The following is a 20,930-nucleotide window of genomic DNA, read 5'->3' as shown; positions in this document are numbered from 1 at the left end:
ACTTTACGGAAAAATTGAGGACGTTGGCATGAGTGCGACCCGGCTGCCCGGCACCCCCCGACTGTTGCGGGCGCTCAACGACCGAGCGGCGCTGGAACTGCTGCTCGAACGCGGGCCGCTGACCCGGGCCCGGATCGGCGAGCTGACCGGGCTGTCCAAGGTCACCGCATCCCAGCTCGTCGAGCGGCTGGAGGAGCGCGGGCTGGTCGCCCGGGTCGGTGAGCAGGCCGGCGGGCGGGGCCCGAACGCCCAGCTCTACGCGGTGCGACCGGGCAGCGCGTACGTGGTCGGCGTGGACGTCGGCGCCGAGCGGGTGGTGGCGGCCTGCGCCGACATCACCGGCGCGGTGGTCGGCCGGGTCGAGCAGTCCACCAGGGACACCGACGACCCGGTCGGCGTGGTGCACAACGCGGTGGTCCGGGCGGCCAGCAGCGCCGGGGCGGAGCTGTCCGCCGTCCGGCGCGTGGTGCTCGGCACCCCCGGCCTGGTCGACCCGCAGACCGGCGACATCACGTTCGCGTTCAACCTGCCGCGCTGGCACAGCGGCCTGCTCGCCGCACTCCGCGAGGACCTGGACACGCCGGTCGTCTTCGAGAACGACGTGAACCTGGCCGCGGTCGCCGAGGCGCAGTCGGGCGCGGCCCGGGGGACCGCCGACTTCGTACTGGTCTGGGTGGACGCGGGTGTCGGCCTGGCGATCATGCTGGGCGGCCGCCTGCACCACGGCAGCAGCGGCGCGGCCGGCGAGATCGGCTACCTGCCGGTGCCCGGCGCGCCGATCCCACGGGACGTGTCGAAGCGCGCCAAGCCGGCGTTCCAGCAGCTCGCCGGCGCCGACGCGGTCCGCGCGGTGGCCGCCGAGCACGGCTTCGCCACGGCGGACGCGGTGGAGCAGGGCGCCGCGGCGGCCCGGGCCGCCGCGGCGGTACGCGCCGCCGTCGCCGCCGGCGCCGACGGTGGCCCCGTGCTGGACGAACTGGCCCGCCGGCTCGCGCTCGGGGTGGCGAGCACCTGCGTGGTGCTCGACCCGCCGCTGGTGGTGCTCGCCGGCGCGGTCGGGCAGGCGGGCGGGGCGGCGCTGGCCGAGCGGGTGCAGCACGAGGTCGCCGCGATCACGCTGGTCCGGCCCCGGGTGGTGACCACCGGGCTGACCGAGGAGCCGATCCTGCGCGGCGCGCTGCGTACCGCGCTGGACGCGGTCCGGGACGAGGTGTTCGGCTCGACGGTCGGCTGACCGCGTGCACCCTGGCGCCATGTGAAGGAATCCTTCATCATGGCGCCAGGGTTCGCAAGGAGTTGCCGGGGCGGGGTCGCCCTCAGATCAGGTCGCGCCGACGGAACACGGTGAACGCGGCGGCCACCAGCGCGGCGGTGAGCCCGAGCAGGACCACCATGCCCGACACCCAGGTCAGCGTGTACGAGCCGTCGCAGAAGCCGGAGATCCCGGTGCTGCACGCGTTGCCGTCCCAGAACCGCACCTCGCCGTTGAGCCAGGCGGCCAGGTAGCTGGAGAGCATGAACCGGTCCGGGCGGCCGACCTCCAGGATCTGGAACACCAGCCGCGCGCCCAGTTCCCACACCACCACGTACGCGGCGACCGTGCCGAGCGCCGCCGAGGTGTGCCGGCCCAGCGTCGCGACGGCGAACCCGAGTGCCGCGGTGGCCAGCACCAGCACCAGCCCGCGCGCCCAGATCGCGCCGAGCGTCACCCAGAAGTCGCCGCCCGTCCGGCCGGTCAGCCCGGACGCCTGCCCGATCAACCAGAACGACCCCAGGTAGGCCACCGACGCCAGCACCGAGAGCGCCAGCAGCCCGCCCAGCAGCGTGCCGAGCTTCGCGGCCAGCACGGTCGGCCGTCGTGGCCGCCACAGCAGCAGGTTGACCACGCCGCCCGAGTTCAGGTCCGCCCCGATGTACGAGGCGCCGACCAGGAACCCGAACAGCGCGAGGAACGCGATCAGGAAGAACAGCAGCGGCTCGGCCTCCTTGGCGAAGACGAAGACGCCGCTGAGGTAGTCGGAGGCGGTCGGCAACGTGTCGGACTGGGCCGGGTCGATCTGGGCGCAGTCGCGCGGCAGGTAGTCGTTCTCGTCGGCGGTGAGCGTGCCCGCCTTGATCCGCAGGCAGCGGTCGTGCGCCAGCTCCAGCCGCCGTACCTCCTCCGCGGCCTGCGCCTGGGCCCGGCCCAGCTCCACCTCGGTCGGGCGGTGCGAGCCGCCCAGCGTGGTCACCACGGTCACCGCGAAGGCGGCCGCCAGCAGCACCACCATGAGTTGCACGAAGCGCCGGGCGGCGAGCCGCTCCAGCTCGGCACGGACCAGGTTCACGCGTCCACCTCCCGGCTCTCGCGGACGTCCAGGTCGATGACTCCGTCGCTCGGCGGCGCGCCGTCCACCTGCCGCGGCACCGCGACGTGCTCGTGCCCACCGGTGAGCTCCAGGAAGACGCTCTCCAGGTCGGGGCGGAGCGGGATCAGCTCGCGCACCCACAGGCCCTGCTCGCCCAGCGTGCGGCTGATCACCTCGGGGTCGACCACGCCGGTCACCACGAGGTGGTCCGGCCCGGCGGTGACCGTCAGCCCGGCCCGGCCCAGCAACTGCTCGGCCTGCTCCACGTCGGCCACCCGGACCTGCCACTGGTGCTGGTCGAAGCCGGCCAGCACCTCGTCCACCCGCCCGTACGCGACCCGCCGCCCCCGGCTGACGATCGTCACGTGGTCGCAGATCAGCTGGATCTCGGCCAGGATGTGGCTGGACAGCAGCACGGTCACCCCGGCCGCGGCGAGCGACCGGGTGAGATCGCGCATCTCGCGGATGCCGGCCGGGTCCAGCCCGTTCGCCGGCTCGTCCAGGATCAGCAGCTCCGGGCGCTTCAACAGGGCGGAGGCGACGGCCAGCCGCTGCTTCATGCCCAGCGAGTAGCCCTTGACCCGCTCGTCTCCCCGGTCCCGCAGGCCGACCTGCTCCAACACCTCGTCCACCCGGCTTGTGGGCACCCCACCGGCCACGGCCAGCAGGCGCAGCGTCCGGTGGGCGGTGAAGTTGCCGAAGAACTGCGGGCTCTCCACGATCGCGCCGACCCGGCCGGCCACCTCGGGGAGTCGCTCGGGGGACCGGACACCCAGCACCTGCATCGAGCCGGAGTCCGGCCGGACCAGCCCGAGCAGCGCCCGCAGCGTGGTCGTCTTGCCGGAGCCGTTCGGCCCCAGGAAGCCGTGCACCTGGCCCGCCTCGACCAGCATGTCGAAGTCGTCGACGGCGACCCGCCGCCCCTGGCGCACGGTGTGGAACGTCTTGCGCAGACCGGCGATCTCGATGACCGCGCTCATCCGCGTGCCTCCCGGCAGGGGTCGGGCATGAGTCGTCCTTCCGGATGCGGTGACCAACGACACGGCGCCCCACCCTATGGCGGCGGCCCCGCCCGTGGGGGGCGCCGGGCCGGGTGCGTGATTGGATGGGGCGGTGACTGGTGACCTGATCCCCGGCGCCCCGGGCGCCCCCGCCCCCTCGACCGTGGACGCGGATCTGGTGGTCAGCCTCGACGGGGTGGGCGTCACGCGCTCCGGCACCGCGCTGGTGCACGACGTCGACTGGCGGGTCGAGCTGGACGAACGGTGGGTGCTGCTCGGCCCGAACGGCGCCGGCAAGACCACCCTGCTCAACCTGGCCGCCGGCCGGCTGCACCCGAGCAGCGGCGTCGCGCACGTGCTCGGCGAGCGCATCGGCCGCACCGACGTCAACGAGCTGCGGACCCGGATCGGCCTCTCCACCGCCACCCTCGCCGAGCGGATCCCCGCCGAGGAGCGGGTCGTCGACGTGGTGGTGACCGCCGCCTGGTCGGTGGTCGGCCGCTGGCGGGAGAGCTACGACCGCACCGACGAGGCGCGCGCCGCCGCGCTGCTGGGCCAGCTCGGCGTCGGCCACCTCGCCGACCGCGCCTACGGCACGCTCTCCGAGGGCGAGCGCAAGCGTGTGCAGATCGCCCGCGCGCTGATGACCGACCCGGAGCTGCTGCTGCTGGACGAGCCCGCCGCCGGGCTCGACCTGGGCGGGCGGGAGGACCTGGTCGCCCGGCTCGCCGAGCTGGCGTACGACCCGGACGCGCCGGCCATGGTGCTGGTCACCCACCACGTCGAGGAGATCCCGCCGGGCTTCACGCACGCCTTGCTGCTGCGCGAGGGCACGGTGGTGGCGCAGGGTCTGCTCGCCGACGTGCTCACCGCCGACAACCTGTCGAAGACCTTCGGCCTGCCGCTGGTCGTCTCGCGGTCCGGCGACCGCTGGACCGCGCGCGCCGCCTGAGCGGACGGGACCCCGTCGTGCAGCAGACCCGGATCGCCGTCGTCGGCAGCGCCAACATGGACCTGGTCGGCACCGCCGCCGCGCTGCCCCGGCCGGGCGAGACCGTGCTCGGCAGCGAGTTCGTCATGCTGCCCGGCGGAAAGGGCGCCAACCAGGCGGTCGCCGCCGTGCGCGCCGGCGCGTCCTGCGTCTTCCTGGGCGCGATCGGGTCGGACGCGTTCGGGGTCACCCTCCGGGCCCGGATGACCGCGGCCGGCGTGGACACTGGTCACCTGCGGGTGATGTACGGCCCGTCCGGCGTCGCCCTGGTCATGGTCGGCGGCGCGGGGGAGAACGCCATCCTGGTCACCCCCGGCGCGAACGAGGCGTTCACCGCGCCGACCGAGGACGAGCTGACCGCCGTACGCGAGGCGGACGTGCTGGTCGCGCAGCTCGAGGTGCCGGTCGAGACGGTGACCGAGGCGGCGCTCGCGGCCCGTGCCGCCGGCACCCGGGTGGTGCTCAACGCGGCGCCGGCCCGGCCGCTGCCGGCCGACCTGCTGGCCGCGACCGACCTGCTGGTGGTCAACGAGCCCGAGGCGCAGGCGCTGACCGGGCACGGCCGGGACGCGCCGGCCGCGCTGCTCGACCTGGTGCCCCGGGCGGTGCTCACGCTCGGCGGCGACGGCGCGTGGTACGTCGACCGGGACCGCCCGGCGGTGCACGTGCCGGCGGTGCCGGTGGAGGTGGTCGACTCCACCGCCGCCGGGGACGCGTTCACGGCGGCGCTCGCCGTCGCCTGGGGCGAGGGACGGGACCTCGCCGAGGCGGTGCGGTGGGCCGCCGCGGCCGGGGCGGCCTGTGTCCGCAAGCTCGGCGCCTCGGTGGCGCTGCCGCACCGCGCGGAGATCGACGCGCTGTTCGCCGGGCGTTAACAAGGGCCCCTTCCACTACCGGAGGCGTTAAGAGGGGGCCCTTCCTTACACCCCCTCGGAGCGCTCGCCGCGCCGGCGCAGCATGCCGAGCCCGGGGATGCCGGCCACCGCGAGCTTGAGGTCACGGGTGACGTCGAGCAGGTCGTGCAGGTCCGGGCCGACCCGGTCCAGCGTGGCCAGGATCGGCAGCACGTCCGAGGTGAGGTGCTCCTTGAGCTTCGGCAGCTCGTCGACCAGCCGGATCGCGGCGGTCACCTCCTCCGGGCTGAGCTGCTCCACGAAGCGGGCCGCCATCGGCGCCGCGCGGCGCAGCGTCGACTCGTACGCCGCGAGCAACTCGGTCGCGGTGCCGGCGGCCTGCTCGGCGGTGGCCACCGTGCCGGCCGCCCGGCCCGCCACCGCGTCTGCCTCGGCCACCACGACGGCCGCCGCCCGGGCCACCCGGTCGGCCTCGCCCACCACGGTCGCGGCCGCGGCCGAGACCCGCTCGGCCTCGCCGACCACCACGGCGGCCGCGGCGGCCACCTCGGTCGCGGTGTCGATCGCCACGGTCGCGGCGGCGCTGATGACGCCCACCTCGCGCACCGCGGCCTCGGCGTCGGTGAGCACCCGGTCGGTCCGGTCGAGCGTCCCCTCGATCCGGTCGACCACGCCGTTGATCCGGCGCACCAGCGCCTCCACCTCGTCGAGCACGGCGAAGGCGCGGGCGGGTACGGCGGCGAACGCGGCGGCCGAACCGAGCGCCTGGTCGAGGGCGGAGCGGGTGAGGCCGACGACGGCGCCGGGCCGGGGAAGTGGGATCGCCATGCCGACCAGTGTGCGTCGCCCCGGCCAGCCACGCCGGGTGAGGACGGGCGGCGCACGTCACGCCGGCCCTCCCGGCCGGGGGCCCGGGACGCGTAGGGTGCCGGCATGCCCGACCCCGGCCCGGCTCCGCGGCGTCTCCTCGCGTTCGGCGCGGTCGCGCTGCTCGCCGTCGTCCTCGGCGCTCTGCTGCTGGTCCGTGCGGACGCCGGCCTGGACACCCGGCGGGCGACCGTCGCCGGGGTGCCGCTCACCGAGGTCCGGGCGGCCGGCGGGGGCGACGGTCCCCGGCCCGGGGTGGTGATCGCGCACGGGTTCGCTGGCTCGGCCCGGCTGATGCGGCCGCTGGCCGACTCGGTGGCCCGGCACGGCGGGGTCGCCGTGCTGCTCGATTTCTCCGGGCACGGCGCCAACCCGTCCCGGCTGCCCGGCGCGGGTCGGGACGACCAGCGGGCGCGGGCGCTCCTGCGGCACGACCTGGACGTCGCCGTCGGGTGGCTGCGGAGCCGGCCGGGCGTGGATCCGGATCGGGTCGTCCTGGTCGGACACTCGATGGGGGCCGGCGCGGTCACCCGTTACGCGGTCGACCACCCGGAACTCGCCCGCACCGTGGCGATCTCGCTGCCTGACGCCGGGGACGTGCCGGCGGGCTGGTCGGGCAACCTGACGCTGGTCGTCGGCGGGCTGGAGTTCCCCGACTTCCGCCGCGCCGCCGACCAGGCGGCACGCGGCGGCCCGCCGGGATCGCGGCAGCGGGTGGTGGCGCCCGGCACCGAGCACATCTCGGTGCTCTTCGCGCCGCGCACCCACGCCGCGGTGGTGGCCGCGATCCCCGGCCGTCCGGGTGGCCCGCCACCCGCGCCGCTGACCCGTCTGGCCGGCGCCGGCCTGCTCCTGCTCGGCCTGGGGCTGGGCTTCGTGCCGCTGGCCGCGGTGCTGCTGCGCCGCCCGCCGGACCCGGTGACCGCCGGCCCGCCCGAGACGGTCGCGCCCAGGGCTGCCGGCCCGCCCGCCCCGGTCGGGCCCGGGGCCGCCCGCCCGGGCGCCGCGTGGCCGGGTCGGTGGCTCGTCGTGGCGGTGGGGGCGGCCGGGCTCGGCGCGGTGCTCGCCGCCCCGCTGCCGACCGCCCGGCTGCCGCTCGCGGTGGGTGGGCACGTCGCCGTGTTCCTGCTGCTCACCGGCGTGCTGCTGGTGGCGGCCCAGCGCTGGTTGCGCCCGGCGGCGCCCGGGGTCATCGTCCGGTCGCGGCGAGCCGTCGGGGTGGCCGCTGCGCTCGTCGGGTACGCGGCGCTCGCCGTCGCGCTGCCGCTGCACCTCGGGTTCACCTCGGCCACGCCGGTCGGCGCCCGCTGGTGGCTGCTGCCCGTGGTGCTGCTCTGCTGCGTGGCCTTCCTGCTCGGCGCCGAGCTGGTCGCCGACGGCCGGGGCGGCCGGTACGCGGTGGTCGGCGGGCTCGGCGTGGTGGTCCTGGCCGCGGCCGCGGTGACCGGCCTGGCCCCCGGGTTCGTGCTGCTGGTGGTGCCGCTCTTCGCGGCGCTGGTCGCCTGGCAGGTGGCCTGGGCGGGGGTGCTGCGCCGGCGGGGCGCGCCGTGGTGGCTGCCGCCGCTGGTCGGCGCGGTGCTGCTGGCCTGGCCGATCGCCACCACGCTGCCGCTGGCCTGAGCCGGGGCGGACCGCCCGCCCCGGCCCGGTCGCTCAGCGCACGCCCTCGAAGACCACCTGCGGGTCGGTCCGCGCCGGGGTGCCCCAGACCGCGTCCTCGTAGGCCGCGTCGCCGGCCAGGTGGCGCAGGAACCACTCGGTGAGCAGCCGTCGGGTCAGCTGGAGCTGGACCGTCCGGCTGATCGAGCCGCTGTCGCAGAAGAGCGAGCCGCTGTCCATGAAGCCGCAGTGCGAGCCGCCCCTGACGGTCCGGAGCTGCTTGGTCGGTGGCTTGGCGGCGTAGATCGGGCGCTGGTGGTCGGCCGGTGGCGCGATGCCGTCGCGTTCGCCGGCGATCAGCTGCACCGGGACGGTGACGCCGGCCGCGGCCGACACGGCGGAGGGGTTGGTCTCGGCGGCGGCCAGGTTCGCCACCGTCACGACGCGCGGGTTGCGGGCGGCGGCCAGGATGCTCGCCCCGCCGCCCATGGAGTGCCCGGACAGGCCCAGCCGGTCGACGGCGACGTGCCCGGCGAACCGGGATCCGGCCGTGGTGTCCTGGGCCACGGTCCAGGTCAGGGCCGCGTTCAGGTCGTCGGCGAAGGCGCTGTGGTTGGGCGACAGGCCGCCCTGCGAGGTCGGGGCGACGACGATGAACCCCCAGGTCGACAGGTGGGACAGCGTCGAGGAGTACTTCGACACCGACTGGAGGAAGCCGTGGCCGAACGCGATCGCCGGGAACCGGCCGGCGGCGACCGGCTGACCCTTGCCGGCGGCGGTGGCCGGGTAGGTGATCCGGGCCGAGAAGGAGCGGCCGGACGCGCTGACGGTGGCGTCGACGTAGCCGGCCGCGTACGGGCCGGGCGCGGACGGGTCGGCCGACGCCGCGCCGGCGGCGTGGACGCCGCTCGCCGGCAGCGTCAGGCTGAGCGCCGCCGCGACCGCGACGGTGAGTCTCCGCAACATGGCACCCTCCTGCTGAGCGATGGGCATGAATGTCCACTCAGGAGAGCAGGGTCGGCGGCCGGGGGTAACACCCCGGTTGGTCAATAACCGCTGTGTTATGACCGGGCGACCCGCAACGCCCACCAGATCAGCGGCGCCTGCATCGGCACCCGGCCGTAGGCGATCGCCCGCTGCGCCGGCCGGCGTCGGCGCCAGTCCCAGGCCATCTGCGCGTTCGCCGGCAGCACCGCGGCGAACAGGGCCGCCGCGGCCAGCCCGCCGCGCCGTCGGGTCGCCGGATGCGCCACCGCCGCCGCCACGGCCAGCTCGGCCACCCCGGAGGCGTACGTCCAGAAGCGGGCCGGCCCGGGCAGGGCGCGCGGCACGATCGGGTCGTAGAAGCCGGGGCGGGCGAAGTGCGTGACGCCCGCGGCGGCGAGCAGCCCGGCGAGCGCGACGGCTTCGCCGCGACGGTGGGTCATCGTCGGTCTCCCTGCTGTTCGACGGCGCGCTGCACGGCCCGGTAGATCTGCCCGAACCGTAACGCGTCCGGCGTACGCACCAGCATCGACTCCCGGCCGTGGTGCTGCACCCACAGCTCGTGCACCCGGTTGCCCCGCTCGTAGGAACGGTCCAGCCAGCCGAGCGGCACCTCCAGGAACGGGGTGAGCGCCAGCCCGCCGACCACGAACGCGGCCAGGATGATCAGCGCCAGCTGCCACTCGCCCCGGTCCTGCGCCGCCCACGCCAGCGAGAGCACGCAGACCAGCGCCACCAACGGGGGCAGCGAGAGCAGCAGGACCAGCACCCCGCGCCCGAGCACCCGGCCCCGGACCGCCAGCGTGGTCGCGCCGCGGGCGTGCCAGACGTACGTGACGTCGGCGAGCGCGACCACCTGGCCCCCCGCGTGGATGGCCTCCGAGGTGACCTGTACCGCGTCGTCCCGGTAATAGAGGGTCATAAATCAGCGTAACCATCTGTGCGCCACCCGTGCCGCTGCGTGTTCCGCCGGTCGTCGCTCCGCCGGTCGCCGTTGCTCGCCACTTCGGCGAAGTGGTCAGGTCCGCACTCGTGATCGACTCCATCTCGGCGAAGTGGCGGTATCGGAGCGTGTCCGTTCACGCCACCTCGGCGAAGTGGAGGGGATCAAGAAGGAGGGTGGCCTGGTCAGGAGGTGAGTCGTTCGTGCCATCAGCTCGAAAGGCACCGCGTACAGCCTCAGCGGGCGAGCGGGCAGGATCTTCGAGACGCTAGCGTGCCGGGCATGACGGATCGGGACGAGCGGGCGCGCAACGTCGAGGTGGTCCGGCGATACCTGCGCACGTTCGTCACCAAGGACCTCGCCGAGTTGGCCGAGGTGGTGCACGAGGACGTGGAGGTCTACGGGTCCGGCACCCGCGTGCGCGGCCGGCGGTATGCCGAGGCGGCCGTCTCCTCGCCCGGCCTGACCGTGCTCGACCAGGAGATCCTGGAGATCTTCGCGGCGGAGGACCGGGTGGTGGTGTCGATGGCGCAGACCTACCGACGGGACGCCACCGGGGCGACCACGGTGCAGAGCGCCTGCAAGATGTACCGGCTGGCCGGCGGGCGGATCGTGCAGTTCTGGGGCGAGCAGGACACCTACGGCCTGCTGCGCGGGCTCGGGCTGCTGCCGGACGAGCCGATCACGTTCTGACCGGGAGCGGTCCGGCCGGGAGCGGTCCGGCCGGGGCCGGCGGGCACGTGCTCCATGGCCCGCTGCACCGCCCGGTAGATCTGCCCGAAGCGCAGCGCGTCGCCGGTGCGCAGCAGCCGCACCGGGCGGCCGTGCCAGCGGGCCCACATCTCCAGTTGGCGGCTGCCCCGCACGTACGAGCGGTCCAGGTGTTCGAAGAGCACGTCCGCGAGCGGGCCGACGGCGAGGCCGACCAGCACCGAGGCGCCGACGATCGCGATGGTCACGGCGGGGGAGCGGTGCAGCCAGACGGCCAGCCCGATGCCGAGCAGGGCGGCCACCAGCGGGCCGGCGAGCGCGGCGCCGATCGCGCCCCGCCCGGCGAGCACCCGCCACGAGCGGTCGCCCCGCCGGTGCCACACCATGGTCAGCTCGGCCAGCGGGTAGCTGCGCCCGTCCACCCGTACCGTCGTGGACGTGACCTGGACCGACCGGTCGTCGTAGTAGGTGATCATGGCCTCACTCCCGGTGGCCGGCGACCCGGAGCCGTCGACACCACACTGTCTACCCCAACGATCCGGGTCGTAAGGTTGGCACGCTACTTCGACGCGGAAGTGAGGGCAGCGTGGGCGAGTTCGTCAGGCTGGAAGTGAAGGACGGCATCGGCACCATCCGGCTGGAGCGGCCGCCGATGAACCCGCTCAACACCCAGGTGCAGGAGGAGTTGCGCGCCGCCGCCGCGGCGGCCACCGCCGACGCCGAGGTCCGCGCCGTCATCGTGTACGGCGGGGAGAAGGTCTTCGCCGCCGGCGCGGACATCAAGGAGATGGCGGACATGTCCTACGTGGACATGGCCGAGCGGGCCGCCGACCTGTCCAGCGCGCTGGGCGCGATCGCCCGGATCCCCAAGCCGGTCGTCGCCGCGATCACCGGGTACGCGCTGGGCGGCGGCTGCGAGCTGGCGCTGGCCTGCGACTGGCGGATCGTCGCCGAGGACGCGAAGCTCGGCCAGCCGGAGATCAAGCTCGGCATCATCCCGGGCGCCGGTGGCACCCAGCGGCTGGCCCGGCTGGTCGGCCCGGCCCGCGCCAAGGATCTGATCATGACCGGGCGGATGGTCGACGCCGAGGAGGCGCTGCGCATCGGCCTGGCCGACCGGGTGGTCCCGGCCGCCGAGGTCTACGACGCCGCGGTGGCGTACGTGAAGCCGTTCCTGACCGGCCCGGTGCAGGCGCTGCGGGCGGCGAAGGCGGCGGTCGACGGCGGTCTGGACATGGACCTCACCTCCGGCCTGGCCTGGGAGAGCCAGCTCTTCGCGGCGTTGTTCGCCACCGACGACCGGCGCGAGGGCATGGCGGCGTTCGTGGAGAAGCGCAAGCCGGGCTTCACCGGCCGCTGACGCGAGAGCTGTTCACATCCACGCTACCGGCCAGTAGCGTGTGACTCCGGTCGGGCGACGAAGGGGAGTGGCATGACGGAACACCTCGAGGGGCACGGCGGCGAGCTGGCGCTCGCGGCGTTGCGCGCGCACGGCGTACGGGAGATGTTCACGCTCTCGGGCGGGCACGTCTTCCCGCTCTACGACGCCGCGCACAAGGCGGGTTTCCCCCTCTACGACGTCCGGCACGAGCAGTCCGCCGTGTTCGCCGCCGAGGCGGTGGCCAAGCTCCAGCGCCGCCCCGGCCTGGCCGTGCTCACCGCCGGCCCCGGCGTCACCAACGGCGTCTCCGGGCTGACCAGCGCGTTCTTCAACGCCTCACCGGTGCTGGTGATGGGTGGGCGCGCGCCGCAGTTCCGCTGGGGCTCCGGCAGCCTCCAGGAGATGGACCACCTGCCGCTGGTCGCCCCGGTCACCAAGCACGCCGAGACGGTGTTCAGCGCCGACGACATCCCGCGGGCCGTCTCCGCGGCGCTGACCACCGCGCTCACCCCGCACCGTGGCCCGGTCTTCCTGGACTTCCCGCTGGAGGCGGTCTTCTCGGTCGGCGACGCCGAGCTGCCGGCGGTCACCGCGCCGGCGCCGATCGAGCCCGACCCGGACGAGGTGGCCCGGGCGGCCGGCCTGATCGCCGGCGCGTCCCGGCCGGTGATCATCGCCGGTTCGGACGTGTACGCCGGGGACGCCGTCGAGGCGCTGCGTGCCGCCGCCGAGTCCCTCCAGGTGCCGGTGTTCACCAACGGCATGGGTCGGGGCGCGCTGCCGCCGACGCACCCGCTCGCCTTCGCCAAGGCCCGCCGGGTCGCGCTCAAGGGCGCCGACGTGGTCGTCGTGGTCGGCACGCCGCTGGACTTCCGGCTCTCCTTCGGCGACTTCGGCGACGCCACGGTGGTGCACGTGGTGGACGCGCCCAGCCAGCGCGCCGGCCACGTGCAGCCGGCTGCCGCGCCCGCCGGTGACCTGCGGCTGATCCTCGGCGCGTTCGCCGACCACACCGGCGAGAGGGCCGACCACGCCGACTGGATCGCCGAGCTGCGCACCGCCGAGGACGCGGCGAAGGCCCGCGACGGCGAGGAGATGGCCGCCGAGACCGACCCGATCCGGCCGGCCCGGATCTACGGCGAGCTGCGCAAGGTGCTCGCCCCGGACGCCATCACCATCGGCGACGGCGGCGACTTCGTCTCGTACGCGGGCAGGTACCTGGAGCCCGCCCAGCCCGGCACGTGGCTCGACCCCGGCCCGTACGGCTGCCTCGGCACCGGCATGGGCTACGCGATGGGCGCCCGGGTCAGCCACCCGGACCGGCAGATCTGCGTGCTGATGGGCGACGGCGCGGCCGGCTTCTCGCTGATGGACGTGGAGTCGCTGGTCCGGCAGAAGCTGCCGGTGGTGATCGTGGTCGGTAACAACGGCATCTGGGGCCTGGAGAAGCACCCGATGCGGGCCATGTACGGCTACGACGTCGCCGCCGACCTCCAGCCGGGGCTGCGCTACGACAAGGTGGTCGAGGCGCTGGGCGGCGCGGGCGAGACGGTGGAGAAGGCCGCCGACCTCGGGCCGGCGCTGGGCCGCGCGTTCGACGCCGGCGTGCCGTACCTGGTCAACGTGCTGACCGACCCGACGGACGCGTACCCCCGCTCGTCGAACCTGGCCTGAACGCGACGGCCGCTCGCCGGGTGACCGGCGGGCGGCCCGCCCGCCTCAGACCTCCGGGCGGTCCCGGTCGTCCGGCCGGTCGCGCAGCTCCTGCTCGCGGCGGCGCAGGTCCTCCTCCCAAGTGCGGAGGCGTTCCTGGTCCTCGTCGCGGGAGCGCTTGTCGAGCGAGGCGAGGAAGTCGGGGTCGTCGTCCGGCGCGAGCGGGCGGCGGGCCGGGGCGGCCGGACTCCCGGAACCGAGGACGCCGGCCGACCCGGCCGGGCGCTCGCGGCCGGCGACGAACCAGGCGATCGACCCGACCAGCGGGAAGAAGAGGATCACCAGCACCCACACCGTCCGGGGCAGCGCCTTGACCTGCCCGTCCTCGGCGGAGAGGCAGCTGATCAGCGCGCAGACGGCGAGCACGATCTGGGCCAGGAAGAGCAGCACGTAGAGGCGGGCCATGCCCCATGATGGCGCACCCGGGTGGGTCAGTGCACCCCACCGAGCACGTGGGCGACGCCGAGCAGCGCCAGCCCGGCCGCGCCGAGCGCGGTCAGCGGCACCGACCAGCGGGCGAGCCGGCGCGGCCCGGCGCCGGTGGCCCGACGCCAGTCCGCCAGCAGCACGGTCAGCCAGACCACGACCGCCGCGCCGGCCAGCGCCGCGTCAACGACCCGACCGGTGAACGCCGGCCGGAGCTGGAGCAGCAGCACGGCGGTCAGCGTGAGCAGCGTCCGCCGCCAGGCCAGCCGGGTGCGTTCCGGCTGAAGCCCGGGATCCCGGGTCCCGGCGCGGGCGGTCATGAGGCTCCCCGCAGCAGCACCGCGACCACCAGGGCCAGCGCGCCGAGCGCGACGACCAGGGCGAGCACGGCCGGGAAGCGGGAGGCCGGCAGCTCCTCGCCCAGTCGCATGGCCCGTTCGGTGCGGGCCCAGTGGTCCACCGCCCGGATCGACACGGTCGCGCCGAGCAGCAGCAACGCGACGGCGAGGATCTCCCGCAGGTGGACCAGCGGCAGCGGCGGGAGGAACTGGGCGGCGGCCAGCCCGCCGGCGACCAGCGCCAGCCCGGTCCGCAGCCAGGCCAGGAACGTCCGCTCGTTGGCCAGCGAGAAACGGTAGTCCGGCGGGCTGCCGACCGAGCGCAGCTCACGCGGGTCGAACCAGCGCCTGATCGACTCCCACACGCCGCTGATTATCCGCTTTGCCCCACGCCTAGCCTGAGGGGATGACCGATCTTGACGCGCGCGGTCTGCGCGACGCCTACGACAGCCAGATCCGCCCGGAGCTGCCCGACCCGATGCCGGCCGGGGTGACCGTGGACCGGGACGGGCCGCTGTTCCGTGTCCTCGGCCTGGACCAGCGCGGCTTCATCACCTACCGGACGCTGGACGGCCTGGTCGGCGCCGAGCTGGACGCGCTGATCGCGCGCCAGGTCGAGTTCTTCCGCGCCCGGGGCGAGGCGGTCGAGTGGAAGCTCGCGGGCCACGACGAGCCGGCCGACCTCGCCGACCGGCTGCGCGCCGCCGGCTTCGTCCCGGAGGACCTGGAGACCGTCGTGGTCGGCCCGGTGGCGCCGCTCGCCGCCGCCGTCCCGGTGCTCCCCGAGGGGGTACGCCTGCGCGAGGTCACCGGCCGGGCCGACCTGGAGCGGATCGCCGCCATGGAGGAGGAGGTCTGGCACGACGACCGCAGCCACCTGGTCCACGCGCTGGCCCGGGAGATCGAGGCCGACCCGCAGTCGATCACGATCGTGGTGGCCGAGGCGGGCGAGACGGTGGTCAGCGCCGGCTGGATCCGCTACCAGGCGGGCACCGGATTCGCCAGCCTCTGGGGCGGCTCGACGTTGCCGCAGTGGCGGAAGAAGGGCATCTACCGGGCGCTCGTCGCGTACCGGGCGCGGCTGGCGCAGCAGCGCGGCAAGACGCTGGTGCAGGTGGACTGCTCCCCGGACAGCCGACCCATCCTGGAGCGGCTCGGGCTCGTTGCGGTCACCACCACCACGCCCTACGTCTACACTCCGTGATCATGGACCGGTTGACGGCGGACGAGCAGCTCACCCTGAAGACCGGCGCGTTCGGCGCCGTCTTCCTGGTCTCCAACGCCGTGCCCGGGGTGCTGGCCATGGTGCGGGAGAGCATCGCCGCCTCCGGCGCGTTGGCCGACGTCGACGGCGTGGTCAAGGAGGCGTTGACCACCGGGCCGCTGCCGCAGCTGCCCCGGGACTCCGCGTTGGAGATCGAGTCCGTGGTGCTGCCCGCGCTGGGCCGGGCGGTGGAGATCCTGCGGGCCAAGTCGCCGGGGGACGTCGAGGCGTACCGGTCGGTGGTGCTGGCCGCGGCGGACCGGGTGGCCGAGGCGCACCGGGGGGTCGAGCCGGCCGAGGCCGCTGCCATCGACAAGATCAGGCGGGCGCTGGCCGAGCCGGTCTGAGGGACCGATCCGCGCCCGGTGAGCTGCGTCACTCCGGGCCCCCGGGGTGGCGATGCTACTTGTGGGTAACATTGGCCCGTGGGCAAGTGCACAGCACCCTGCGGTTGACCGACCGTTAAGTCACGCGGGAGGCTGCGCCCGTGACCGGGCGAGTGATCGCTACACCAAACAGGAGGGTCGTCGAAGCGCGATGAACATCGTCGTACTCGTCAAGCAGGTGCCCGATTCGGGCGCGGACCGCAACCTGCGTTCAGACGACAACACCGTCGACCGCGGTTCGGCGAACAACGTCATCAACGAGATGGACGAGTACGCCATCGAGGAGGCGTTGAAGATCAAGGAGGCGCACGGCGGCGAGGTCACCATCCTGACCATGGGTCCGGACCGGGCGACCGAGTCGATCCGCAAGGCGCTCTCCATGGGGCCGGACAAGGCCGTCCACGTCGTCGACGACGCGCTGCACGGCTCCTGCGCCGTGGCCACCTCGAAGGTGCTCGCGGCCGCCCTCGGGCAGCTCAACGCCGACCTGGTCATCTGCGGCGCCGAGTCGACCGACGGTCGGGTCCAGGTCATGCCGCACATGATCGCCGAGCGGCTGGGCGTCGCCGCCCTCACCGGTGCGCGCAAGCTCACCGTCGACGGCTCGACCCTGACCGCCGAGCGGCAGACCGAGGAGGGCTACGAGGTGGTCACCGCCTCGACCCCGGCCGTCGTGTCGGTCTGGGACACCATCAACGAGCCGCGCTACCCGTCCTTCAAGGGCATCATGGCCGCCAAGAAGAAGCCGGTGCAGACGCTCTCCCTGGGCGACCTGGGCGTGGCCCCGGCCGAGGTGGGCTTCGACGGCGCCACCAGCGCCGTGGTCGAGCACTCGAAGCGCCCGCCGCGCTCCGGCGGCGAGAAGATCACCGACGAGGGCGAGGGCGGCGTCAAGCTGGTCGAGTTCCTCGCCACCGAGAAGTTCGTGTGAGAGGTCTGGACATGTCTGAGGTTCTCGTCGTCGTCGAAGCCACCAAGGAATTCGGCGTCAAGAAGGTCACCCTGGAGATGCTCACCCTCGCCCGCGAGCTGGGCACGCCGAGCGCGGTCGTGCTCGGCGGCGCCGGCGCCGCCGAGGCGCTGAGCGCCAAGCTGGGCGAGTACGGCGCGGAGAAGATCTACGCGGCCGAGGGCGAGGAGATCGACGGCTTCCTGGTGGCGCCGAAGGCCACCGCGGTCGCCGAGCTGGTCAAGCGCGTGCAGCCGGCCGCCGTCCTGCTCGCCTCGTCGCAGGAGGGCAAGGAGATCGCCGCCCGCCTCGCGGTCAAGCTGGACAACGGCATCCTGACCGACGTGATCGCCCTGGACGCCGACGGCACCGCGACCCAGGTCGCGTTCGCCGGCTCCACCATCGTCAAGTCCAAGGTCACCAAGGGCCTGCCGCTGGTCACCGTCCGGCCCAACTCGCTCAACCCGACCCCGGCCGCGGCCACCCCGGCCGTCGAGCAGCTCACCGTGTCGGTCACCGACGCGGACAAGCTGGCCAAGGTCGTCGAGCGGGTCGCCGAGCAGAAGGGCTCCCGCCCGGAGCTGACCGAGGCGTCGGTGGTCGTCTCCGGCGGTCGCGGCGTCGGCAACGCCGACAACTTCAAGCTGGTCGAGGAGCTGGCCGACCTGCTCGGCGGCGCGGTCGGCGCGTCCCGCGCGGCGGTCGACTCCGGCTTCTACCCGCACCAGTTCCAGGTCGGCCAGACCGGCAAGACCGTCTCCCCGCAGCTCTACGTCGCGCTCGGCATCTCCGGCGCGATCCAGCACCGGGCCGGCATGCAGACCTCGAAGACCATCGTCGCGGTGAACAAGGACGCCGAGGCGCCGATCTTCGAGCTGGCCGACTACGGCGTGGTCGGTGACCTGTTCAAGATCGTGCCGCAGGCCGCCGAGGAGATCCGCAAGCGTAAGTGACCCCTGGTCACGAACGAAGGCCGCCGCCCGGTGCACCGGGCGGCGGCCTTCTTCTTTCGGGAGCTGATCGGCGGGCCGGGGAGCTGAGCCGGCCCGCCGATCAGCCCGTCAGGGTGCCCCTCACCAGGCTGTCGCCGGAGTGGCGGGTGTTGTTGTCGTACTGCTCGGCGCTGATGTCGACCACCGAGTAGGTGCGCAGGTCGACGTTCGGAGGGATGGGCAGCAGCGCGTCCCCCGATCCGTTGCTCAGCGTACCCACCGAGAACATCTCCATCGTCCGGGGATCGATCAGCCAGACCTCGTAGTACCCCGGAACGTTCGGGAGATTCGCCACGTGCAGGTGCAACTGGTTGTCGCCGAGCACCCGGGCGTCGCCGGAGGCGTCCTTCGGGGTCGCCCCGAACGCGGCCAGCGGCGCGCTGGCCAGCACCGTCGGCTGCGGCGTGGGTTCGTCGCCGCCGGTGCCGAGCACCGCGACCGTGCCCGCCACACCGATCACCGCGGCGGCGGTGGCGGTGACCGCGGTGGTCGCCCAGCCCGGCCAGCGCCGCCCGCGACGCCGACGTGCCGTGGTGACCGGACGCTCCTGCACCGCGACCTGCTCGCCGGCGCGCGGCGGACGCCGGTCGGCCAACGTGGGCAGCTCGTCGGCGGCCCGGATCTCCGCGACGATGCCCTGCCAGACGTGCTCCGGCGGGTCGGGCAGGTCGGTCAGGCCCTGGGTGCCGGCGCCCAGCCCGGCGACGTGCTGGAGCGTCTCCAGCTCCCCCCGGCAGTGCCCGCAGGTGTCGAGATGGGTGGCTTCACCGTCGGCCGCCTCGCTCTCACCGAGCGCCAGAAAGACCAGCCGGTCGTGGTCCAGGTGCTGCACCGTCCACCTCCCATCTGCGCTTCAGGCTCTGCATGCCGCGCCGGATATGGCTCTTGACCGTGCCGAGCGGCACTCCGGTCACGGTCGCGATCTGCTGGTGTGTCAGGTCGTCGTAGAACGCCAGCTCCAGCATCCGACGCTGCTCGTCGGGGAGCCGGGCCAGCTCGTCGGCGACCACCAGCCGGTCGACCACCGTGTCGGGGTCGGGGCCGGTGGAGACCGGCTCGGGCAGTTGCCTGACGGTCTCGACCACCCGGGTCTCCCGGGCCGAGGCCCGGATCCGGTCGATCACCTTGCGCCGCCCGATGCCGAGCAGCCAGCCGATGAGTGATCCCTTCGCCGGGTCGAACGTCTCCCGGCCGAGCCAGGCGGCCACGAAGGTCGCCTGCGTCACGTCCTCGGCGTCGCTCCGGTTGACCAGCGTCGTGGTGGCCAGGTGCAGCACCGCTCGGCCGTACCGGTCGTACGCCTCTCGCAGGGCGGCCTCGTCGCCGTCGCGGAACCGCGTCGCGAGGTCGTCCTCGCCGGGCGGTTCGGGGCCCTGCCTCGCCGCCGTCACCGGGCGGCTCGCCTTCCGTGGGGCATGCCCGACTGTAACTCCCACAGTCACCGCCCCACGCTCCCGGTCTGTCCGTCACGACGCTGGTCACCTTCTCTTCGTCGCCGAGGGGGTCGACGGATGCGTCCGGGAGGAAGAAAAGAAATCGGATCCGGGGCGCATCCGGGGGTGCGGGAGCCGGCGTAACCCGTTCTGCAAGCCAGGCCTGACGAATCAGCACCAACTACCAGGAGGCAGACAATGCAGCTCGCCATGTTCCGTCGGGTCGCCGCGGGCGGCGCGGTGGCCGCCCTCACCTTCGCCGGTGTCGGCGCCGCCACCATGAGCCCGGCCTACGCCGCCTCGTCGAAGGTCTCCGTGGTGCACGGCATCCCGGACACCCCGGTCGACGTGTACGTCAACGGCAAGAAGACGCTGGACAACTTCAAGCCCGGCGACGTGGCCGGCCCGCTGACCCTGCCCGAGGGGGAGTACGACATCGCCCTGACCAAGCCCGGTGAGGCGATCGACAAGGCGATCCTCAAGGTCGACGACGCCGAGGTGCCGGGCGGGGCGAACATCAGCCTCGCCGCCCACCTGAGCGCCGACGGCAAGCCGCAGATCACCCCGTTCGTCAACGACGTGTCCAAGGTGGGCGCCGGCAAGGCCCGGCTGATCGTCCGGCACACCGCCGCCGCGCCGGCCGTCGACGTGCGGGCCGGTGGCAAGCCGGTCTTCGAGGGCCTGACCAACCCCAAGGAGGCCAAGGCCGACGTGGCCGCCGGCTCCGTGAAGGCGGACGTGGTGCTCGCCGGCACCGACACCGTCGCCATCGGCCCGGCCGACCTGAACCTCAAGGAGGGCACCGCCACCATCGTCTACGCGATCGGCTCCGCCGACGCCAAGAACCTGGACCTGGTCGCGCAGACCATCAGCGGTCTGCACTCGGCGCCGGGCGGCGTGCCCAGCGGCACCGGCGGTCAGGCCGGCACCGGCGTGGACACCTGGTGGTACGTGCTGGCCGGCGCCGGCGTGCTGCTGCTGGTCGGCGGCGGGGCGCGGGTGGCCACCGCCCGGGCCGGTCGCCGGTGACGGTGCGCAACCGCGGGGCGCTGGCGGCGATGGCCGCCGGCGCCGCCGCGCTCTCCGTCGCGGCCCTGGTGGCCTGCGGTTCGCAGCCCGCCGAGGACGTCGGGGCCGACGAGGCGGCGACCCTGGCCAGCTCCACGCCCGCCCCGTCGGCGACGCCCACGACGGCCGGGGACGCGTCGGTGCCGGTGAACGCGGGCACCCTCCCGGCGGACGGCGCGACAGTGCCCCCGGTCCGGCTGAGCATCCCGCCGATCAAGGTCACCGCCACGGTGAACCCGGTCGGCATCAACGACCGCACGAACGAGTTCGAGGTGCCGCCGAGCGTGGACCAGGTCGGCTGGTACCGCTACGGCCCGGGTCTGGAGGCCGGTGCCGGTTCGGTGGTCATCGCCGGGCACGTGGACAGCGCCGAGCAGGGCAAGGGAGCGTTCTTCCGGCTGCGTGAGCTGGACCGGGGAGACACGCTCACCGCCACCGGCTCGGACGGCGAGGAGCGCCGCTACCGGGTGGTGGCCCGGGAGGAGTACACGAAGACGAAGATCCCGCTGGACCGGTACTTCGCCCGGGACGGCAAGCCGCGCCTGACGTTGATCACCTGCGGCGGTCCGTTCGACCCGAAGACCCGCCACTACCGGGACAACATCGTCGTCACCGCGGTTCCCGCATGACGGACCGGACCACCCGTCCCACCGCCGTGCGGGACGGGTGGTCCGGCCCCCGG

At 74.3% G+C, this 20,930-nt stretch carries 25 protein-coding genes; 13 read left to right on the top strand and 12 right to left on the bottom strand.

Going from position 1 to position 20,930, the window contains the following annotated elements; genetic code table 11:
- Positions 1–28 precede the first annotated feature (28 nt).
- A complete protein-coding gene (locus CO540_RS13005; protein WP_099162233.1) occupies positions 29–1,234 on the top strand; it encodes an ROK family transcriptional regulator in 1,206 nt (401 codons plus the stop codon).
- A gap of 82 nt (positions 1,235–1,316) precedes the next feature.
- Here CO540_RS13005 and CO540_RS13000 read toward each other — a convergent pair whose 3' ends face one another.
- Both CO540_RS13000 and CO540_RS12995 read right to left on the bottom strand, forming a co-directional pair.
- The gene (locus CO540_RS13000) at positions 1,317–2,327 is read right to left on the bottom strand and encodes an ABC transporter permease subunit (RefSeq protein ID WP_099162232.1); all 1,011 of its coding nucleotides are present in this window, start codon (positions 2,325–2,327) and stop codon (positions 1,317–1,319) included.
- Positions 2,324–3,328: an ATP-binding cassette domain-containing protein gene (locus CO540_RS12995; protein ID WP_099162231.1), complete on the bottom strand. Its 1,005-nt coding sequence runs from the start codon at positions 3,326–3,328 to the stop codon at positions 2,324–2,326. Before CO540_RS12995 ends, CO540_RS13000 begins: the two co-directional genes overlap by 4 nt.
- A gap of 133 nt (positions 3,329–3,461) precedes the next feature.
- Between CO540_RS12995 and CO540_RS12990 the strand changes: the two genes are divergently transcribed.
- Both CO540_RS12990 and CO540_RS12985 read left to right on the top strand, forming a co-directional pair.
- Positions 3,462–4,301 (top strand): ABC transporter ATP-binding protein, encoded by an 840-nt coding sequence (locus CO540_RS12990; RefSeq protein WP_099162230.1) that lies wholly within the window; start codon positions 3,462–3,464, stop codon positions 4,299–4,301.
- Between the two features lie 17 nt (positions 4,302–4,318).
- Positions 4,319–5,215, top strand: a complete 897-nt coding sequence (locus tag CO540_RS12985) for a ribokinase (RefSeq protein ID WP_099162229.1) — start codon at positions 4,319–4,321, stop codon at positions 5,213–5,215.
- 45 nt (positions 5,216–5,260) lie between these two features.
- Here the strand turns inward: CO540_RS12985 and CO540_RS12980 are convergent, their stop codons facing one another.
- Positions 5,261–6,022, bottom strand: a complete 762-nt coding sequence (locus CO540_RS12980) for a hypothetical protein (RefSeq protein ID WP_099162228.1) — start codon at positions 6,020–6,022, stop codon at positions 5,261–5,263.
- A gap of 105 nt (positions 6,023–6,127) precedes the next feature.
- Here CO540_RS12980 and CO540_RS12975 point away from each other — a divergent pair, with 105 nt between their 5' ends.
- The gene (locus tag CO540_RS12975; protein WP_099162227.1) at positions 6,128–7,681 is read left to right on the top strand and encodes an alpha/beta fold hydrolase; all 1,554 of its coding nucleotides are present in this window, start codon (positions 6,128–6,130) and stop codon (positions 7,679–7,681) included.
- A 33-nt stretch (positions 7,682–7,714) separates the two neighbouring features.
- Here CO540_RS12975 and CO540_RS12970 read toward each other — a convergent pair whose 3' ends face one another.
- The 3 genes from CO540_RS12970 to CO540_RS12960 form a co-directional block, all read right to left on the bottom strand.
- Entirely contained in the window at positions 7,715–8,626 is a 912-nt protein-coding gene (locus CO540_RS12970) for a serine aminopeptidase domain-containing protein (RefSeq protein ID WP_099162226.1), read from the bottom strand.
- Positions 8,627–8,721: 95 nt separating this feature from the next.
- Complete coding sequence (locus CO540_RS12965) at positions 8,722–9,087, bottom strand: hypothetical protein (protein ID WP_091580757.1); 366 nt, start codon at positions 9,085–9,087, stop codon at positions 8,722–8,724.
- Entirely contained in the window at positions 9,084–9,566 is a 483-nt protein-coding gene (locus CO540_RS12960) for a DUF6232 family protein (protein WP_091580754.1), read from the bottom strand. The genes CO540_RS12965 and CO540_RS12960 overlap by 4 nt, the downstream gene beginning before the upstream one ends.
- Positions 9,567–9,869: 303 nt before the next feature.
- Here CO540_RS12960 and CO540_RS12955 point away from each other — a divergent pair, with 303 nt between their 5' ends.
- The gene (locus CO540_RS12955; protein WP_099162225.1) at positions 9,870–10,280 is read left to right on the top strand and encodes a nuclear transport factor 2 family protein; all 411 of its coding nucleotides are present in this window, start codon (positions 9,870–9,872) and stop codon (positions 10,278–10,280) included.
- Here CO540_RS12955 and CO540_RS12950 read toward each other — a convergent pair.
- On the bottom strand, positions 10,226–10,774 hold the full coding sequence (locus CO540_RS12950) for a DUF6232 family protein (RefSeq protein ID WP_099162224.1): 549 nt from the start codon (positions 10,772–10,774) through the stop codon (positions 10,226–10,228). The genes CO540_RS12955 and CO540_RS12950 overlap by 55 nt on opposite strands.
- A gap of 110 nt (positions 10,775–10,884) precedes the next feature.
- Between CO540_RS12950 and CO540_RS12945 the strand changes: the two genes are divergently transcribed.
- Positions 10,885–11,658 carry an enoyl-CoA hydratase/isomerase family protein gene (locus tag CO540_RS12945; RefSeq protein WP_099162223.1) on the top strand — a complete coding sequence of 258 codons (774 nt, stop codon included), beginning with the start codon at positions 10,885–10,887 and terminating at the stop codon, positions 11,656–11,658.
- 72 nt (positions 11,659–11,730) lie between these two features.
- Complete coding sequence (locus CO540_RS12940) at positions 11,731–13,353, top strand: acetolactate synthase (protein WP_099162222.1); 1,623 nt, start codon at positions 11,731–11,733, stop codon at positions 13,351–13,353.
- A 45-nt stretch (positions 13,354–13,398) separates the two neighbouring features.
- On the opposite strand, the gene CO540_RS12935 is transcribed toward CO540_RS12940, so the two are convergent.
- The 3 genes from CO540_RS12935 to CO540_RS12925 are packed head-to-tail and all read right to left on the bottom strand — an operon-like array spanning position 13,399 to position 14,521.
- Positions 13,399–13,797 (bottom strand): PLD nuclease N-terminal domain-containing protein, encoded by a 399-nt coding sequence (locus CO540_RS12935; RefSeq protein WP_099162221.1) that lies wholly within the window; start codon positions 13,795–13,797, stop codon positions 13,399–13,401.
- A gap of 26 nt (positions 13,798–13,823) precedes the next feature.
- Complete coding sequence (locus CO540_RS12930) at positions 13,824–14,138, bottom strand: DUF202 domain-containing protein (RefSeq protein ID WP_099162220.1); 315 nt, start codon at positions 14,136–14,138, stop codon at positions 13,824–13,826.
- A complete protein-coding gene (locus CO540_RS12925) occupies positions 14,135–14,521 on the bottom strand; it encodes a YidH family protein (RefSeq protein ID WP_099162219.1) in 387 nt (128 codons plus the stop codon). Before CO540_RS12925 ends, CO540_RS12930 begins: the two co-directional genes overlap by 4 nt.
- Before the next feature lie 41 nt (positions 14,522–14,562).
- On the opposite strand from CO540_RS12925, the gene CO540_RS12920 reads away from it, so the two are divergent.
- From CO540_RS12920 to CO540_RS12905, 4 genes are all read left to right on the top strand, one after another.
- Positions 14,563–15,360 carry a GNAT family N-acetyltransferase gene (locus tag CO540_RS12920; protein ID WP_099162218.1) on the top strand — a complete coding sequence of 266 codons (798 nt, stop codon included), beginning with the start codon at positions 14,563–14,565 and terminating at the stop codon, positions 15,358–15,360.
- A gap of 2 nt (positions 15,361–15,362) precedes the next feature.
- The gene (locus CO540_RS12915; RefSeq protein ID WP_099164737.1) at positions 15,363–15,767 is read left to right on the top strand and encodes a hypothetical protein; all 405 of its coding nucleotides are present in this window, start codon (positions 15,363–15,365) and stop codon (positions 15,765–15,767) included.
- A 190-nt stretch (positions 15,768–15,957) separates the two neighbouring features.
- Positions 15,958–16,737 carry an electron transfer flavoprotein subunit beta/FixA family protein gene (locus tag CO540_RS12910; RefSeq protein WP_091580717.1) on the top strand — a complete coding sequence of 260 codons (780 nt, stop codon included), beginning with the start codon at positions 15,958–15,960 and terminating at the stop codon, positions 16,735–16,737.
- Positions 16,738–16,748: 11 nt separating this feature from the next.
- Positions 16,749–17,708 carry an electron transfer flavoprotein subunit alpha/FixB family protein gene (locus tag CO540_RS12905; RefSeq protein WP_099162217.1) on the top strand — a complete coding sequence of 320 codons (960 nt, stop codon included), beginning with the start codon at positions 16,749–16,751 and terminating at the stop codon, positions 17,706–17,708.
- A 100-nt stretch (positions 17,709–17,808) separates the two neighbouring features.
- On the opposite strand, the gene CO540_RS12900 is transcribed toward CO540_RS12905, so the two are convergent.
- Both CO540_RS12900 and CO540_RS12895 read right to left on the bottom strand, forming a co-directional pair.
- Positions 17,809–18,579, bottom strand: coding sequence for an anti-sigma factor (locus CO540_RS12900; RefSeq protein WP_099162216.1), 771 nt, complete (start codon positions 18,577–18,579; stop codon positions 17,809–17,811).
- Positions 18,533–19,138, bottom strand: a complete 606-nt coding sequence (locus CO540_RS12895) for an RNA polymerase sigma factor (protein WP_091580702.1) — start codon at positions 19,136–19,138, stop codon at positions 18,533–18,535. The genes CO540_RS12900 and CO540_RS12895 overlap by 47 nt, the downstream gene beginning before the upstream one ends.
- A gap of 240 nt (positions 19,139–19,378) precedes the next feature.
- On the opposite strand from CO540_RS12895, the gene CO540_RS12890 reads away from it, so the two are divergent.
- Positions 19,379–20,209: a DUF4397 domain-containing protein gene (locus tag CO540_RS12890; protein ID WP_091580697.1), complete on the top strand. Its 831-nt coding sequence runs from the start codon at positions 19,379–19,381 to the stop codon at positions 20,207–20,209.
- Positions 20,206–20,877: a class F sortase gene (locus CO540_RS12885; RefSeq protein ID WP_099162215.1), complete on the top strand. Its 672-nt coding sequence runs from the start codon at positions 20,206–20,208 to the stop codon at positions 20,875–20,877. The genes CO540_RS12890 and CO540_RS12885 overlap by 4 nt, the downstream gene beginning before the upstream one ends.
- Positions 20,878–20,930: the final 53 nt, after the last annotated feature.

The sequence above is a fragment of the Micromonospora sp. WMMA2032 genome, from assembly GCF_002688545.1.
GTDB classification, from domain to species: Bacteria; Actinomycetota; Actinomycetes; order Mycobacteriales; family Micromonosporaceae; genus Micromonospora; species Micromonospora sediminicola.
Note: the sequence above shows the minus strand (reverse complement) of the source record. Positions and strands in the feature narration are given on the sequence as shown.